General features: G+C 73.8%; 8 protein-coding genes. 1 reads left to right on the forward strand and 7 read right to left on the reverse strand.

Annotated elements, in window-relative coordinates; translation table 11 throughout:
* Positions 1-74 precede the first annotated feature (74 nt).
* Both ACFC1T_RS32430 and ACFC1T_RS32435 read right to left on the reverse strand, forming a co-directional pair.
* Positions 75-1,544, reverse strand: a complete 1,470-nt coding sequence (locus tag ACFC1T_RS32430; protein ID WP_375894619.1) for a hypothetical protein — start codon at positions 1,542-1,544, stop codon at positions 75-77.
* 11 nt (positions 1,545-1,555) lie between these two features.
* Positions 1,556-3,064 (reverse strand): peptidoglycan DD-metalloendopeptidase family protein, encoded by a 1,509-nt coding sequence (locus ACFC1T_RS32435; RefSeq protein ID WP_375894621.1) that lies wholly within the window; start codon positions 3,062-3,064, stop codon positions 1,556-1,558.
* Between the two features lie 437 nt (positions 3,065-3,501).
* Here ACFC1T_RS32435 and ACFC1T_RS32440 point away from each other — a divergent pair, with 437 nt between their 5' ends.
* Positions 3,502-3,858: a beta/gamma crystallin domain-containing protein gene (locus tag ACFC1T_RS32440; protein ID WP_375894624.1), complete on the forward strand. Its 357-nt coding sequence runs from the start codon at positions 3,502-3,504 to the stop codon at positions 3,856-3,858.
* A 200-nt stretch (positions 3,859-4,058) separates the two neighbouring features.
* Here ACFC1T_RS32440 and ACFC1T_RS32445 read toward each other — a convergent pair whose 3' ends face one another.
* From ACFC1T_RS32445 to ACFC1T_RS32465, 5 genes are read right to left on the reverse strand one after another with little or no spacing between them, the layout of a single operon-like run.
* On the reverse strand, positions 4,059-5,687 hold the full coding sequence (locus tag ACFC1T_RS32445; RefSeq protein ID WP_375894626.1) for a hypothetical protein: 1,629 nt from the start codon (positions 5,685-5,687) through the stop codon (positions 4,059-4,061).
* A 22-nt stretch (positions 5,688-5,709) separates the two neighbouring features.
* Positions 5,710-6,636, reverse strand: a complete 927-nt coding sequence (locus tag ACFC1T_RS32450; protein ID WP_375894629.1) for a hypothetical protein — start codon at positions 6,634-6,636, stop codon at positions 5,710-5,712.
* 8 nt (positions 6,637-6,644) lie between these two features.
* On the reverse strand, positions 6,645-7,136 hold the full coding sequence (locus ACFC1T_RS32455) for a hypothetical protein (RefSeq protein WP_375894632.1): 492 nt from the start codon (positions 7,134-7,136) through the stop codon (positions 6,645-6,647).
* A gap of 45 nt (positions 7,137-7,181) precedes the next feature.
* Positions 7,182-11,612: a discoidin domain-containing protein gene (locus tag ACFC1T_RS32460; RefSeq protein WP_375894633.1), complete on the reverse strand. Its 4,431-nt coding sequence runs from the start codon at positions 11,610-11,612 to the stop codon at positions 7,182-7,184.
* Positions 11,609-14,314: a DNRLRE domain-containing protein gene (locus ACFC1T_RS32465; RefSeq protein ID WP_375894636.1), complete on the reverse strand. Its 2,706-nt coding sequence runs from the start codon at positions 14,312-14,314 to the stop codon at positions 11,609-11,611. The genes ACFC1T_RS32460 and ACFC1T_RS32465 overlap by 4 nt, the downstream gene beginning before the upstream one ends.
* Between the last annotated feature and the right edge of the window lies 1 nt (position 14,315).

The raw sequence follows: 14,315 nt of genomic DNA on the forward strand, positions 1-14,315 counted from the left end.
CGGCCCCGGTGGGGCGGGGCCCGGGCGGCGTGGCCGGCCCCGCCCCCCCCGGCCGCCGGGGACTGCCGGGGGTGTCAGCCCACGGCGGGGCCGGCGGTGGTGTTGAGCCAGGCCCAGTCGGACCAGGTGGAGAAGCCGGTCTGCCACTTGTGGTAGACGCCGGCGCTGCTGGCGCCGAAGACCTCGATCCGGCCGTCGGCGTTCGCGGCGGCGAAGATCTCGGTGCCGCCGCCGCCGAAGCCGTCCCACTGGCCGTAGGGCGCGTTCACGCCGGTCTGCCAGATGTGCTGCGCGGTGGTGCCGTTGATGGCGAAGGCCTCCACCCGGCCGTCCGGGGAGCGCTCACTGGTGATCCGGGAGTCGGCCGGTCCGCCCGTGGGCTCCCAGTCGGACCAGGTGGTGGGGTTGGTCTGGTACTTGTGGAAGACGCCGGTGGGGCCGGAGGCGAGGACTTCGAGGCGGCCGTCCTCGTTGTGGTCGACGGTGAGGGCGCGTCCGCCGCCGCCGAAGGTCTCCCAGGGGGACCAGCCGCCGCTGGGGGCGGTCTGCCACTGGTGCTGGAAGGTGGTGCTGTTGAGCGCGAAGACCTCCAGTCGGCCGTCGGGGGCCTTGCCGAGGCGGACCTCGCTGTCGGCCGGTCCGCCGCCGGCCGATTCCCAGTCGGACCAGCCGCTGTTGGGTGCGGTCTGGTACTTGTGGAAGAGGCCCGCCGGGCCTGAGGCGAAGACCTCCAGGCGTCCGTCCTGGTTGGCACCCACCGCGAGGCCGTGGCCGCCTCCGCCGAAGGTCTCCCAACCCGACCAGGCGCCGGACGGAGCGAGCTGGTAACGGTGTTGGAGGGTGCTGCCGTTGAGGGCGAACATCTCCAGGCGTCCGTCCGCGTTCGGGCCGATGGCCAACTCGGCGCCGCCCGGGCCGCCGAGGGACTCCCAGTCCGACCAGGCGCCGTTCACCGCCGTCTGCCAGGCGTGCGAGACACCGTTGGCCCCGGCCGCGAAGACCTCCAGGCGGCCGTCCGCGCCGCGCGCCGACACCACCTTCCCGGACTTCGCCGGGTAGACCAACGGTGCCGGGCCCGGGTCGTGGTGGCCGAGCCGGTCCACCGCGGCCTGCGCCGCACCGAGGTAGCGCTCGTGCGCGCGCTGGTTGTAGGTCGACCAGGGCTGCCAGTTGGTGCCGCCGTTGGAGATGCGGTACGCCGCGTTGGCGTTGCACTGGGCGTCGAAGGCGCAGGCGTCGCTGACCTCGGGGTGCCAGTAGTCGTTGATCTCCCACAGGCCGCGGTCGCGGGACGGCGGGGTGTTGTTCTGGACGTTGGACGCCGAGGGGTTGCAGCTGGACTCGGCCATGCCGACGGCGATCGCGGTGACCAGGGCGTCGCCCCGGAAGCCCGCGTTGTAGCCGACCTCGGCGCACAGGTCGATGCCGGTGGCGGCCGGCGCGGGCGTGGCGCCCGCCGTCAGGCCCGCCGCCACGCCCAGCGCGGTGAGCGCGGACAGCAGGACGCGGCGGGGCGCCCGACGGGCGCGTGGTGTGCTGGTCACGTGAGCTCTCCTCAGTTGACGGCGGGGCCGGCGGTGGTGTTGAGCCAGGCCCAGTCGGACCAGGTGGAGAAGCCGGTCTGCCACTTGTGGTAGACGCCGGCGCTGCTGGTCCCGAAGACCTCGATCCGGCCGTCGGCGTTGGTCGCGGCGGTGATCCCGGTGCCGCCGCCTCCGAAGGTGTCCCACTGGCCGTACGGGGCGTTCAGTCCGGTCTGCCAGATGTGCTGCGCTGCGCTGCCGTTGATGCCGAAGACCTCGACGCGGCCGTCCGCCGTCGGCTGGCTGGTCAGCCGGGAGTCGGCCGGTCCGCCCGTGGGCTCCCAGTCGGACCAGGTGGTGGGGTTGGTCTGGTACTTGTGGAAGACGCCGGTGGGGCCGGAGGCGAGGACTTCGAGGCGGCCGTCCTCGTTGTGGTCGACGGTGAGGGCGCGTCCGCCGCCGCCGAAGGTCTCCCAGGCGGACCAGCCGCCGCTGGGGGCGGTCTGCCACTGGTGCTGGAAGGTGGTGCTGTTGAGCGCGAAGACTTCGAGTCGGCCGTCGGGTGCCTTGCCGAGGCGGACTTCGCTGTCGGCGGGGCCGCCGCCGGCCGATTCCCAGTCGGACCAGCCGCTGTTGGGTGCCGTCTGGTACTTGTGGAAGAGGCCCGCGGGGCCGGAGGCGAAGACCTCCAGGCGTCCGTCCTGGTTGGCGCCCACGGCGAGGCCGTGCCCACCGCCGCCGAAGGTCTCCCAGTTCGACCAGGCGCCGGAGGGTGCGAGCTGGTAGCGGTGCTGGAGGGTGCTGCCGTTGAGGGCGAACATCTCCAGGCGTCCGTCCGCGTCCGGTCCGATGGCCAACTCGGCGCCGCCCGGGCCGCCGAGGGACTCCCAGTCCGACCAGGCGCCGTTCGCCACCGTCTGCCAGGCGTGCGAGACGCCGTTCGTGCCGGCCGCGAAGACCTCCAGGCGGCCGTCCGCGCCGCGCGCCGACACCACCTTCCCGGACTGCGCCGGATACACCAGCGGTGCCGGACGCGGACCGGTCCCCGGTCGGCAGGGCATGGTGATGCCGCGGTCCGCGAGGTAGGGGACGGGGTCGGTGCGCACGGTCGCGTTGGCGTCGGCCCAGACCCGCAGGTGCAGGTGCGGTCCGCTGGCCTGGCCCTCGCTGCCCATCAGCGCGATCTGCTGACCGGCCGTCACGTGCTCGCCGACGGCCACGTCCCGCTCGCGCATGTGCCCGTACTCGGTGATGGTCCCGTCCGGGTGCAGGATGCGGATCCACTGGCCGTAGCCCTGTGCCGGGCCGGAGGCCGTCACCTCGCCGTCGCCCACCGCGTAGATCGGGGTGCCGTAGTCGTTGGCGATGTCGATGCCGTTGTGCTCCTGGCTGTAGCCCTGGGAGATCTGGCCGCGGGCCGGGCAGGACGCCGCGAACCCGGCCACCGCCGTCGGCGCGGCCCCGGCGGGCGCGGCCGGTACGGCCACCGGCAGCAGCAGCGCGGCCGCCACCAGCGCCAGCCGGGGAAGGGAGCCCGGCACCGCTCGGCCCCTCACGCCGTACACCGGCGGCGAGCCCTACGACCGGGGTGGTGCGCGGTCATCCTGACCTCCTGAAGACGCGTGGCAGCGGCCCCTCCGGACCACCCGGGGCACGCTAACCACCCGCTACCCACCCCGGAACCCGGAACCATCCGGACTGACACCACCGCCCCGCCCCACCGACACTGCCCCCGGGCGGGAGGACGCCGCCCCGTCTCCTCCCGGCAGGCCGCGACACGTCATCGGGTGAACCCACCGGAACGACACGCCCCACGCCTTGCCGAAATTCCGGAGGGAAATGACCGAGAACGCCGTGCGCCAAGGTCTGTTCGATTGACCCTCATAAAGGCGTTCCGGATACTGATCGAGCACGACGCAACGGAAACTCGTTGTGGAGCGGACTCCGATTATTCATGTGATCCGACTGGGGAGAATCCATGTTCTCGAATGTCAAGAAGGTCGTGGGCTCGATGGCCATGGCCTTCGCCGCGGCGGCCACCCTCACGGTGGCGGTGCCGTCCGGCAGCGCCTTCGCCATCGACCACATCCCGTGCGACGGGAGCCGTAATGACTTCCTGAAGATCTGGTCGCACCTGGACGGCCGCGACAGCGTGGACTGCTACGCGAACGGCGGGGAGATCGGCTTCGGCGGGTGGTGGGTCGACCGGATCTCCACCGGGAACAACGACCTGGTCTACTCCGACGCCAACGGCGACTCGGTGCGGGTCAACCGCTGGACGGACATCTCGTACCCGAACCACCCGCCGAAGGTGAACTCCATCAAGATCCTCTGACGAACCGGCGGAGCGGGCCCCCGAACGGCAATTCTCCGACCGTAGTACCGCCACTCCCGGAAGGACCCGGGACTTGGGTCGCCGTCGAACTCTCCGTAACGTGAATTCGCTTCCCCCGGCTCACCGGTGCCGGCCACGCCCTCCGGGCGCGGCCGGCACCGGCCTGTGCTGCCGTGCTCTTCCGGGGCCGGTGGCTGCTCCTACGTCAGCGCGTGGCTGCCGCCGAGCGGGGTCCAGGTGAGCGCCAACCACGCGCCCGTGCTCCCCTTCTGCGCGGTGACCCGGATCGTCTGCCCCTTCTTGACGGGGACGACCACGCTGTCGCCCGGGAACGTGCCGTTGTCCTTCCACCCCGACTGGGCGGTCGAGGACTGGTAGTCCACGCCGCCGACGTTGACGGTGATGCGGTGGTGGGCGTGCAACTGCCAGGCGCTGGACGACGTGTCCGTCCGCAGGCTCTGGAGCCGGACGTGGACGAATCCGTCGCCGCCCGCGGCCGTGTAGGTGCGGTCGGCGAAGCCTGACAGGTAGTTCGAGAACAGTGTCTGGGCGGCGCCGATGGCCGTCACGGCCTGTTCCACGGCCAGCTTGCTCTTGACGGTGACGGTGCTGGTCGTGGCGCCGTCGGCGGCGTAGATCTTCGCCGCCTTGAGGGAGTAGCCGGAGTCGATGGTGACGTCCCGGTTCGCGGTGACCGTGTTGCTGGCGGTGACGGGCTGCTTGAAGTCGACCTTGCTCTGGAGGTTGACGGTGCCGGTCGCGCTCTTGCCGGAGGACCAGATGGTGTCGGTCCGCAGGGCGTACGCGGACTCGATGACCACATCGGCCTTCGCGGTGACGGTGCCGTTGGCGTTGAGGGCGCCGCTGGTCGTGAGGGTGGTGGCGTTGACGCCGCCGTTGGCGTTGATCTGCCCGGCGACGGTCAGGGTGTTGCCGGTGGTGACGGTGACGTTGCCGTCGAAGGTGGTGGCGCCGATCGTGGTCTTCTTCCCGGCCTTGTTGTCGGCGGTGAAGGTCTCCGTCACCGTCACCTTGTCGCTCGCCGTCACCGTCCTGGCGACGATGTCCGGGTCCTTCACCGTGACCGTCGTGGACAGGTAGTGGTGGACGTCCTGGCCGTCGGCGCCCTTGGTGCGGGCGTCCAGGACGAACGTGGTGGTGTCGGTGAGTTCGTGGCTCTGGTGGCTGAGGCCGGTGACCTTCACCGGTGCGCCCTCGTCCCAGGACAGCCAGTACTCGGTGCCCGCCTCGCTGCCCTCCCACCGCAGCGTCGCCTTGCCCTTGTTCGCCACCCGCGGCTGCACGCTGGAGAAGGCGCGGAAGAAGAACGCGGAGGCGTCCTCACGGTGTTTCCCGACCTCGGGCGTGTCCACGGGGCGGTCCTCCCAGTCGTTGTCGGTGGCGGTGTGGGCGGTGACGGTGAGCCGGACGTCGCCGGGGGTGCGGGCGACGGGGATGGCGGAGACCTTGAGCGTGAAGCGGCGGGTCGCGTCGAAGGTGACCTGGTTGCCGGGGGCCTCGGGGGTGCAGACGAAGGTGAGGGAGCTCTCCTTCGAGGGGCGTTGGACGATCAGCCAGGTGCCCTGCCCGCCGTCCTGGTTGCCGTCAATCGGCACGGGGTTGTCCGTGAGGTCGGTCGGCGCCGTCCCGATGGGCAGGGACACGGTGATGGAGCGGCACTTGACGTCGGGGCTGCCGTCGGGCTTGGAGAAGGTCAGGCGCAGGACGCCGTTCTTGGTCTTGCTCGGCGTCGAGACCGGAAGGGGGTTCGGGCTGGGCACGCACTCGGCCTGGAGGCGGCCGTCGGGCGCGAGCGGACTGGTTGCCATGGGATGGGGGCGCCTCGGGTCGTCAGCTGATGGTCACGTCGCCGGTGAAGTCCGTCGTACGGGCCCACGTCCTGCGGGCGTCGGTCCGGTCGGCGGTGAAGGTGTCGTGGACGGCGAGCTTGTCGGCGGCGGTGAGGGTCCTGGCCAGGACGTCCGGGTCCTTCACGGTGACGGTGGTCGAACGGTAGTGGTGCACCGTCTGGTTGGCGGCGTTCCGCGTCTGCGCGTCGAGCACGAAGGTCGTCGTCCGGGTGAGCGCGTGGGTGGTGTAGGTGAGCGGGCCGGTGGAGGGGAGCCGCTTCGCGGGCTCGTCGTCCCAGTAGAGGTAGTACTCGCTGTTCTGCGGGGTGCCCTCCCACTCCAGGACGGCGGCCTGCCCGTGGGCGACCCGGCCGACCCGGCTGGAGAAGTTCCGCACGTAGAACTCGTTCGCGAGCTTCTCGACCACCGGCACCCCGGTCGGCCGGTCTGCCCAGTCGGTGCTCCCCGAGCCGGGCCGCGTCGTCTCCGTCACGGTCAGCCGGGCGGCCCCGACCGTGCGGTTGACCGGGATGTTCGACAGCAGCAGCGTGAACTCCCGCCCGGCGCCGAAGGTGGTCTCGCCGGTCGGCGGGGTGCAGGTGAAGGTGATCGAGGTGACCTGCCCCGGTGCCGTCGGCTCGGGCGGCACGGTGGTGCGCTCGATGTCCCACTCCGGCCCGCCGCTGTCGCGCGGGTAGTCGTCGATGTCGTCGGCGTGGGCCGCGTCGGTGTTGAGGGACAGGTCGCCGGCCGCGGTGCCCACCGGAACGGTGACCCTGAGCGCGCGGCACTTGACGTCTGCGCTCCCGGCCGGCCTGCGGAAGGTCAGGAAGACCGTCGCCCGCTTGGTCTCGGTGGCGGTGGAGACGGTGACCGGGTCGGGGTTGGTGTCGCAGACCAGGTCGAGCAGGGCCCCCGTGGCGGCCATGACCTCGATCACTCGCACACCACCGCCACCGGCAGCACGGTGCTGCGCCGCGCGTAGGCGCCGGAGCCGGTCGCCGTCTCGTCGCTGATGCGCAGCTGGACAGTGCCGGGCGGGCCGGTGAGCGGGATGCGTTCCAGGACGAGGGTGAAGTCCTCCCGGTCGTCGAACCCGGCCTTGCCGCGCGGGCCTTCGGGGGTGCAGGTGAACACCGTGCGGCCGGGCTCCGGGGTGGTCGCGCGGATGTGCCAGCTGCGGCCGTGCGGGGCCCGGTAGGCGGTGTCGATGCGCTCGGCACGGGCGGTGAGGGCGTCGGCCCCGTCCCCGGTCGGCACCTCGACGGTGATGCTGCGGCAGTCGGGGACGCCGTCCGCGGCCGGGTTGCGGGTGACGGCGATCTCCAGCCGGGCCTGCCGGGGGTGGCCCGCGGTGGCCCGGACGAGGTCGGGCGGGGAGGTGGTGAGGGTGTAGCGGAGCAGGTCGGTCGTGGCGGTCACGGCCATGCGGCGCGGTCCTTCCGGTGGTGGGTGGCGGGCGGGGTCGGCGGGTCAGCGGGCCGGGGGGTTCGGCGCGGCCGGGTGGAGCTGGAGGTAGCCGGCCCGGGCGGTGGGCGCCGGGTCGTCCGGGTGGCTGAGGTGGTCGGCGGGGAACAGCGGCCGCTCGTCCCAGTCCAGGTCGTCCGTGGCGGTCGCCTGCGGCTGGGCCCAGCTCCAGGTGCCGTAGCGGGCGGACAGCGGCGGCAGGAGGAGAGCGGCGTCGTCCGGGTCGCAGGTGACGGCGAAGCGCCGCATGCCGAAGACGCCGTCGGCGCCGGTGGTGAGCCGCAGGCGGACGTACCGCGCGGGGACGGCCTCGTCGAGGGTGTGCTCGTTCACCGCCTGCTCGGCGTCGTAGGGCAGGTGCCGCCAGCCGTTCGGCTCGCCGCGCTCCGAGTACTCCAGCACCGGGTTCCCCGGCCGGTGGGAGCCGTCGGCCGTGCCGGTGAGCAGGGAGTACCCGGCGAGCCGCTGGACCGACCCGAGGTCGAGCACGACGGTGCTCCCGGCGGCCGGTGCGCCGAGGCTGCGGAACTCGGCCGCCGCCGGGGCGCGTCCGGCGATGTTGCCGAGCGGGTGCGCCGGGTCGACGGCCATGGTGGTGTCGAGGCGGCGCAGGTCGCGCGTGGTGGCGAGCAGCGGGTTGAGCCGGAACGAGGCCCGGATGGCGCCGAGCGCGCGGTGCACCTGCTCGGCGTCCAGCCGCAGGGCGTGCACGGGCAGGATGTCGGTGGTGGCGTGCACCGGCAGGTGCGGGTGGGCGATCATGGTGACGCGCCGGAAGCGGCGCCGGACGGGCGGGCGCGCGGGCAGCGCGAGGTCGCCGCCGTCGGTGACCGGGTCCAGGTAGTCGCTGTCGGCGGCCGGGTCGAGCGCGCGCAGCAGGCCGTAGTCTACCCGCTCGCCGGCGGCTCCGGCGAAGTAGCCGATCAGGCCGTCGTCGAGGCGCTCCGGATCGCCGAGCCGGATGTTCCAGTCCTCGTCCTCGTGGGCGCCGGTGACCGGTTCGAGGACGGTGTCCCAGGACGGATCGGTCGGCAACTGGTGGTGGAGTTCGAGGTCGAGGGTGGCGTGGACCAGGGCGACCGGCCGCCCGATCAGCCGGGCGGGCAGCGGCCCGGACTCGGGCGCGGTGTCGACGATGCCCGCGACGCTGCGGTCGACGGTGGCGACGAGCGCGCGGAACGCCCCGGCAGAGTCCGGCCGGTCGATCAACCCGGCCAGGAAACCGCCGAGTTCGGGATGGTCGGCGAGGAGCCGGGGGTCGGTGTGCCCGGTGTACGGGGAGTGCGGCAGCGGGACGCACCTGGCGGCCTCGCCGGAGTCCGGGGTGAGCACGATCCGTACGTCCCCCACGGCGGCGCCGTCCGGTGCGTACACGCCGAGGGCCTGGTCGAGGTGGTTGACCAGCAGCCAGCCGGCCAGTCCGTCGCTGCGCCCGGACGGCTCCTGGGTGAAGGCCAGCCGGGCGTCCTGGAGCAGCCGGGGCGGCAGCTGGACGAACCGCTCGGGGTTTTCCATCCTGGGCTCGGTGTAGAGCGGGTGGCTCGGGGTGACGGAGGCGGTGAGCACCGGGTACTGGCCGTACCAGTTGCCCTCGTCGCCCGAGGTGACCAGGTCGACGCAGCGGCCGAAGCGGTCGAGCAGGCGCAGGTCGGTGAGGAACAACTGCCCTGCGCGGATGGGCTGGTGGCGGCCGGTGAACGCGCCGGTCGCCGGGTCGGGGACATGGTTCTGCGGCCCGGCGAGCCTGGCGACCGCGCCCTCGACGGGCACCTGCGCGCCGCCGTCGAGCTGCAGCAGCCAGTCGTTGAACCCGTCGAGCGTCTGCGACAGCACGTCCAGCGGCTCCAGCTCCCGGCGCAGTCCGGCCAGCGCGGCGCGGTCGGCGCCCGGGTGGGTGGCCCGGTAGCGGGCGAGCTGTTCGCGCAGCACGTACACCGTGGTGGGCGCGAGGTAGGCGCGGGAGCGGAAGAGGCGGTTGAGGACGTCGCCCTCGCTCTCGAAGTCCGCCGCCAGGGTGCCGGTGCCGTCCCAGGTGTAGTGGTGGGCGTCGATGCCGTCATCGGGCGGGCTGAACGTCCAGTGCGTGGTGCCGTCGCTGCGGTAGGGGGTGGGGAACCAGCTGAGCTTCCACATCAGCGTCATCGGCAGCCAGGGCTGCTGCCAGGGCGCGGTGTACTCGGCGAGCGGACCGCGCGCGCGGGTGGCCGGGCTCTCCACGACGGCGTGCAGCGCGGTGCGGGCGCCGTCGGCGGTGCGGGCGGCGCGCTCCAGGAGGGCGAACTCCTTGAGCAGTGCCGCGCAGGCGGCGGGCAGGCCGGTGAGGCCGGGGTCGGGCGGACTCGCCTCGACCGGGCTCCAGGAGGAGCCGATCATCACCTCGCGCAGCAGGTCGGTGCCGAGTCGGCAGGGCAGCGGGTTGTCGCGGTCGCGGGTGAGCGGGACGGTGCCGCCGCCGCTGCCGTTGATCAGCAGGACCGGGTCGGCGGGCTTGTAGAAGGCGTCACCGGGCTGCCGCCGGAGCTGCAGGCCCGGGTCGAGGCCCCGCTCGGCGGCCCAGGTGTCGGCGACGTCCTGGAGGTCCTGGCCGGGCTCGGGCCACGGGATCAGGCCGCGGAGTTCCTCGATGCGTCGCAGGGCGTCGTCGGCGTCCTTGGCCGGGCCCTCGTTGGCGGGCTCCAGCAGCCGGTCGCACTCGTCGTCGAACCCCTCGGGCAGCTGCGAGGGCCGCTCGCCCTCCGGCAGGTGGCGCAGCCAGTGCAGGGCCCACACCCGCCACTGGTGCTCGGTCAGTTCACGCAGCCGGGTGTCGTGTTCGGCCTGGTCCGCGTTGAGCCGGGCCAGCCACTCCGGCGCGACGGCCGGCGCCCGGCGACTCCCGGCCCCGGGGTCCTGATCGGGACGGGCGAGGATCTGCCAGCGGTGACCGCCCTCGCTGCCGGAGAACCAGCTGCGCCGGGTGGTCTCGGCGAGGTCGCGGTCGCCGTCCGGGCCGTCGAAGGTGTCCAGGGTGCCGTGGTAGAGCGCGTTCAGCAGCTGCGCGGTGCCCGGCGAGTCGTGCTGCGGGTCGCTCTGCCGGTCGAACAGCTCGGCCGCGGCCTCGCCGGTGCTGTGGCCGAACGCGACGTCGGTGCGGTTGGGGTCGGGCCGACTGTCCTCGGGGGCGTCGCCGTCGTGCCGCCACTCCAGGCCGAGCGCGGTGCCGTGGTAGACGCTGCGCCCGAGGGCCGGTGCGGCGGTCACCTCGAAGGTCCGGACGGCGACCGGCTCCGGTCCGGCCTCCAGCAGCCACAGTTGGACGTACCGGGCCCGGACGGGCGCGGCGGGGGAGTACTCGAGGACGGGCGTGCCGGCGTCGTAGTCCTGGTGGTGCGCGGCGGGCCAGTCGGTGCCGTCCACCGAGGTCTGGATCCGGACGGCGGGCAGCAGGTGGGCGTCGTCGGGGTCGCCGGCCAGGACGCGCAGCGAGCTCACGTCCTGGACGGTGCCCAGGTCGACGGTGATCCGGTCCGAGCGCACGGGGGCGTTCGCGCTCAGGTAGTAGGTGTCGTCCTGGTGGTCGAGGAGGTGCTCGACGCCGTGCCCGGCCGCCGTACCCAGGCCCCCGGCGACGGCGGCGCCGCGCCCGGCCAGGGTCCAGCCCAGCGCCGCGACGACCTCGGCGGCGGAGTCGGGGGAGGCGTCCGGCGGCAGCAGCCCGGGGATGGCGGCCGCCGCCCGGAGGAAGTCGTGGTCGGTGTTGCTGTACCACCCGGCGACCAGGTAGGAGAGTTCGGCGTCCGGCGGGTAACTGTCGCCGTGTGCCGGGTCCCTGAGGTCCTGGAGGTCGTCGTGGAGGGCGAACACGTTCTCGTGGTACGGCTCGAAGGCGGCGAAGTTGGGCAGTCCGGCGCCGGCGGCGTTCAGGAACAGCGACCGCTTGGCCTCCGGCTCCCGCCAGGGGGTGCCGGGCGTCAGCACGTGGCGGCGGCCGAGCCAGTCGACCTCCGGCTCCTCGCGGCGCGGGTCGACGAAGCTGTTGATCGCCTCCTTGTCGTCCCAGGAGGCGCCCTCGTCGTCCGAGTACAGGTAGTCGCTGTGCACCACCCAGCCGCGGACCTTGCGCGCGCCGCGCACCCACGCGTAGCGCACCACCAGCCAGCGGTTGGGCACCAGCGGGAAGTGGGTGTCCTGGCCGTCGTCCGGTACGAAGCCGTCGGTGAGCGCCTCGGGCAGCTGCCACTGGAGGTGCACGCCCTCGAAGCCCGCGTCCCCGCCGACCTCCTTGCCTCCGGTGAAGGCCTCGGGTTCGGCGGCGCCCCGGCCCTTGGTCTTCGGCTGGGTGCCGAGCATCCGGTCGAAGCTCGGCTGGGGGCGGTGGAAGGGGTGCAGGGTGCGCACCTTCCGGTTGACCAGCAGGGCGTGCACCTGGACGGGCACGATCAGGTCGGTGTCGCTCATCGGTCGGAGTCCCCCGCGGTCGAGGTCGGCGTGGTGGTGACGATCAGGGCGGGGCGGTGCGAGGTGCCCTCGCGGGAGGTGATCACCGCGAGCTCCCGGGCGGCCTGGGCCTTGGTGAGCGCCACCGAGACCCGGCCGCCGGTGCGGGCGCGGACGTGGTCGGTGACGTCGAACTCCAGCCAGGTCCAGGCGTCGACGGCGCCCAGGCGGGCCCGGGCGAGCGGCTGCGCGGAGAGTTCGGGGCGGTCGGCCCAGGCGAGCGTGGTCTCCGCCCAGTCGTTGCCGGTGCCGTGCAGCAGCAGGTCGAAGCCGCCCGCGTCCCTGGCCGCCGCGTGCACCCGGACGACGGCCCGGGCGATCCGGTCGGCGGGCGGCAGCGCGGTGGCGTCGAAGCGCAGGTAGGCGATCCGGGTGACGGAGCTGGCCGGCCCCTCGTTCTTGACCATCAGCTCGTGGCGGGTGCCGTCGACCGGGCCCTGGCCGTACTGGACGAAGGTGTCCGCCTCGCACGGCAGGTCGGTCCGGGGAGCGGGCAGCAGCAGCTGTTCCAGCGGCGCGTTGACGAGTTGCAGGGCGAAGCGCCCCGGTGACAGGTCGCTCCCGCAGGCGGCGGCGAGGGCCGGCAGCAGCCCGCCGTCGCCGTGCAGGGTGAGCACGTCCGGCAGGCGCCCGCCCTGGCCCGGGCGCAGGTGGTCGAAGACGGTACGGCCGCTCGCCGGGTCGGGGAACTCGGTGCCGGTCGGGTAGCCGACGGCGCTGCCGGTCAGGTGGCGCAGGCTGATCCGGGCCTCGGAGTTGATGCCGAAGTGGATGCCCTGGCCCGGCTCGCGGATGCTCACCGAGTCCGGGACGGCGTCCCACAGCACCAGCAGGAGGTCGGGGGCGAGGTGGTCCCGGCGCAGTTCCTCGACGGGTTCGCCGGCCCGGGTGGCGATCAGGTCGAACACCGGCCAGGCGCGCACGAGTTCGGAGTGCATCAGCAGCCCGGCGGCGGGCAGGCGGGTGCCGTCGCGGAACCGGCGTTCGCGCAGCAGGGGCGCCAGCGCGTGGTCCGTCGAGGTGTGGGCGCCGACGTCGGCGGCGCCCGCGACCAGCGCCTCGATCCAGCCCTCGTCGATCCGGAACGCCCGCAGGCTCTCCGGCGGCAGGAGACGCGGATCGGGCACCAGGTGCGGGAAGGGCACCCCGCGCAGCAGGGCCAGGCGTTCCAGCCAGTCCGGCGCGGTCGGGGTCACGGCCTCGGCGACCGCGGCCAGCGAGGCGCGGGCGCGCGGGTCGGCGAGCAGGGCGGCGGGCCGGACGCGGGCGGGTCGGACGCGGGCGGTCCGGGCGGCGGGGGCCGGGGCCGGTGCGCGGCGCGGCTCGCCACCGAGGGCCTGGACCAGCCGGGCACCGAGGCCGGCCGCGGCGAGTGCGCCGAGGGCGGTGTCGCCGGGCAGGGCGTCCGGGTCCTGCCGGGCCCGGACCGGGTCGGCGCCGAGCGCGGCCAGGGTGGCGGCGCGGTTGGCCAGGGCCCGCCGGGCTTCGACGATCTCGGTGCTGTACTCGGGGTCGGCGAGCGCGATGGTGCGGCCGAGCGTCCAGGCGGCGGCGTAGCTGACGTCGAAGACGCCGTACGCCGGGTCGTAGACCAGCGCGTGGTCGGCCGTGCTGTGCGGGCCCTCGACGGCCTCGCGCGGCAGTTCGGGGGCGGTGAGCGGGGTGAACGGGCCCCGGTACCAGGCGTACGTGGACTCCCCGGCGAGGGTGCGCTGGGGGAGGGCGGTGTAGCCGTGGTGCAGCCGGGTGCGGATGTGGCGCTCGGCGGCGGTGTCGCCCCCGCCGGCGGGCGGGGTGTGCCGCAGGGCGAGCCGCTCCGGGTCCGCGGTGCCGGGCGCGACCAGGTCGCGCAGCAGGGTGCCGGGGTCGAGGGTGCCGGCGGGGGCGTTGGTGAAGGACCAGGACCACAGGCTGCAGAGCCGGATGTGCCCGGCGTCCGCGAGCGTGCCGGGTTCGAGCCGGTCGAGGTGGCCCTCCAGCGAGACCAGGTGGACGGCATAGCTCCCGGGCGTGCGCGGGAAGCGGTTGGCGGCCAGGACGGCGTACGCGCCCTCGGTGAGCACTTCGCCGTCGTCCCGGCGCTGCGGGGCGAGTTCGACGTCGCGGACGTGGGTGAGGTCGAGCAGTTCGGCCTTGCGCGGGGCGATCGCGTGGAACACCCCGATCGGCAGGTCGATCGTCCGGCAGGGCAGGGTGTCGTCGATGTCCCCGCCCAACTCCGGCCCGACGGTGCCGGGTTCGGTGGGGCGCCGGAGTTCGCCGACCGGCCGGTCGGTGAACTCGCCGGCGGCGGCGGGGTCGTCCAGCGCCTCCCCCTCGGCGAGCAGCAGCAGTGCCAGCCAGGGGGCCGGTACGGACCGCTTCGCCAGGGTCCGTTCCCAGGGCAGGACCGCGCGGGTGAGCGTGACGTGCGGCAGCACGTGGGTGTACCGACCGGCGGCGCCGGCGGCCGGGTAGAGGGCGTGCACCGAGCTCGGGTCGAGGTGGAAGCGCGCCGCGCGGATCTCGTACCGGCCCTCGGCCGTGGGGAGCTCGGCGGCGGTGTCCAGGGGCCGGCCGTCCTTGCTGAGCCGGTGCTCGACGGTGACGGTGTAGACGCCGGCGGTGGCCTTGGGGACGAGGTGGTCGTAGAAGCTGACGTCCAGGTCGGGGCGGGTGGGCACG

Source organism: Kitasatospora sp. NPDC056076 (assembly GCF_042266305.1).
In the GTDB taxonomy this organism is placed as follows: Bacteria; Actinomycetota; Actinomycetes; order Streptomycetales; family Streptomycetaceae; genus Kitasatospora.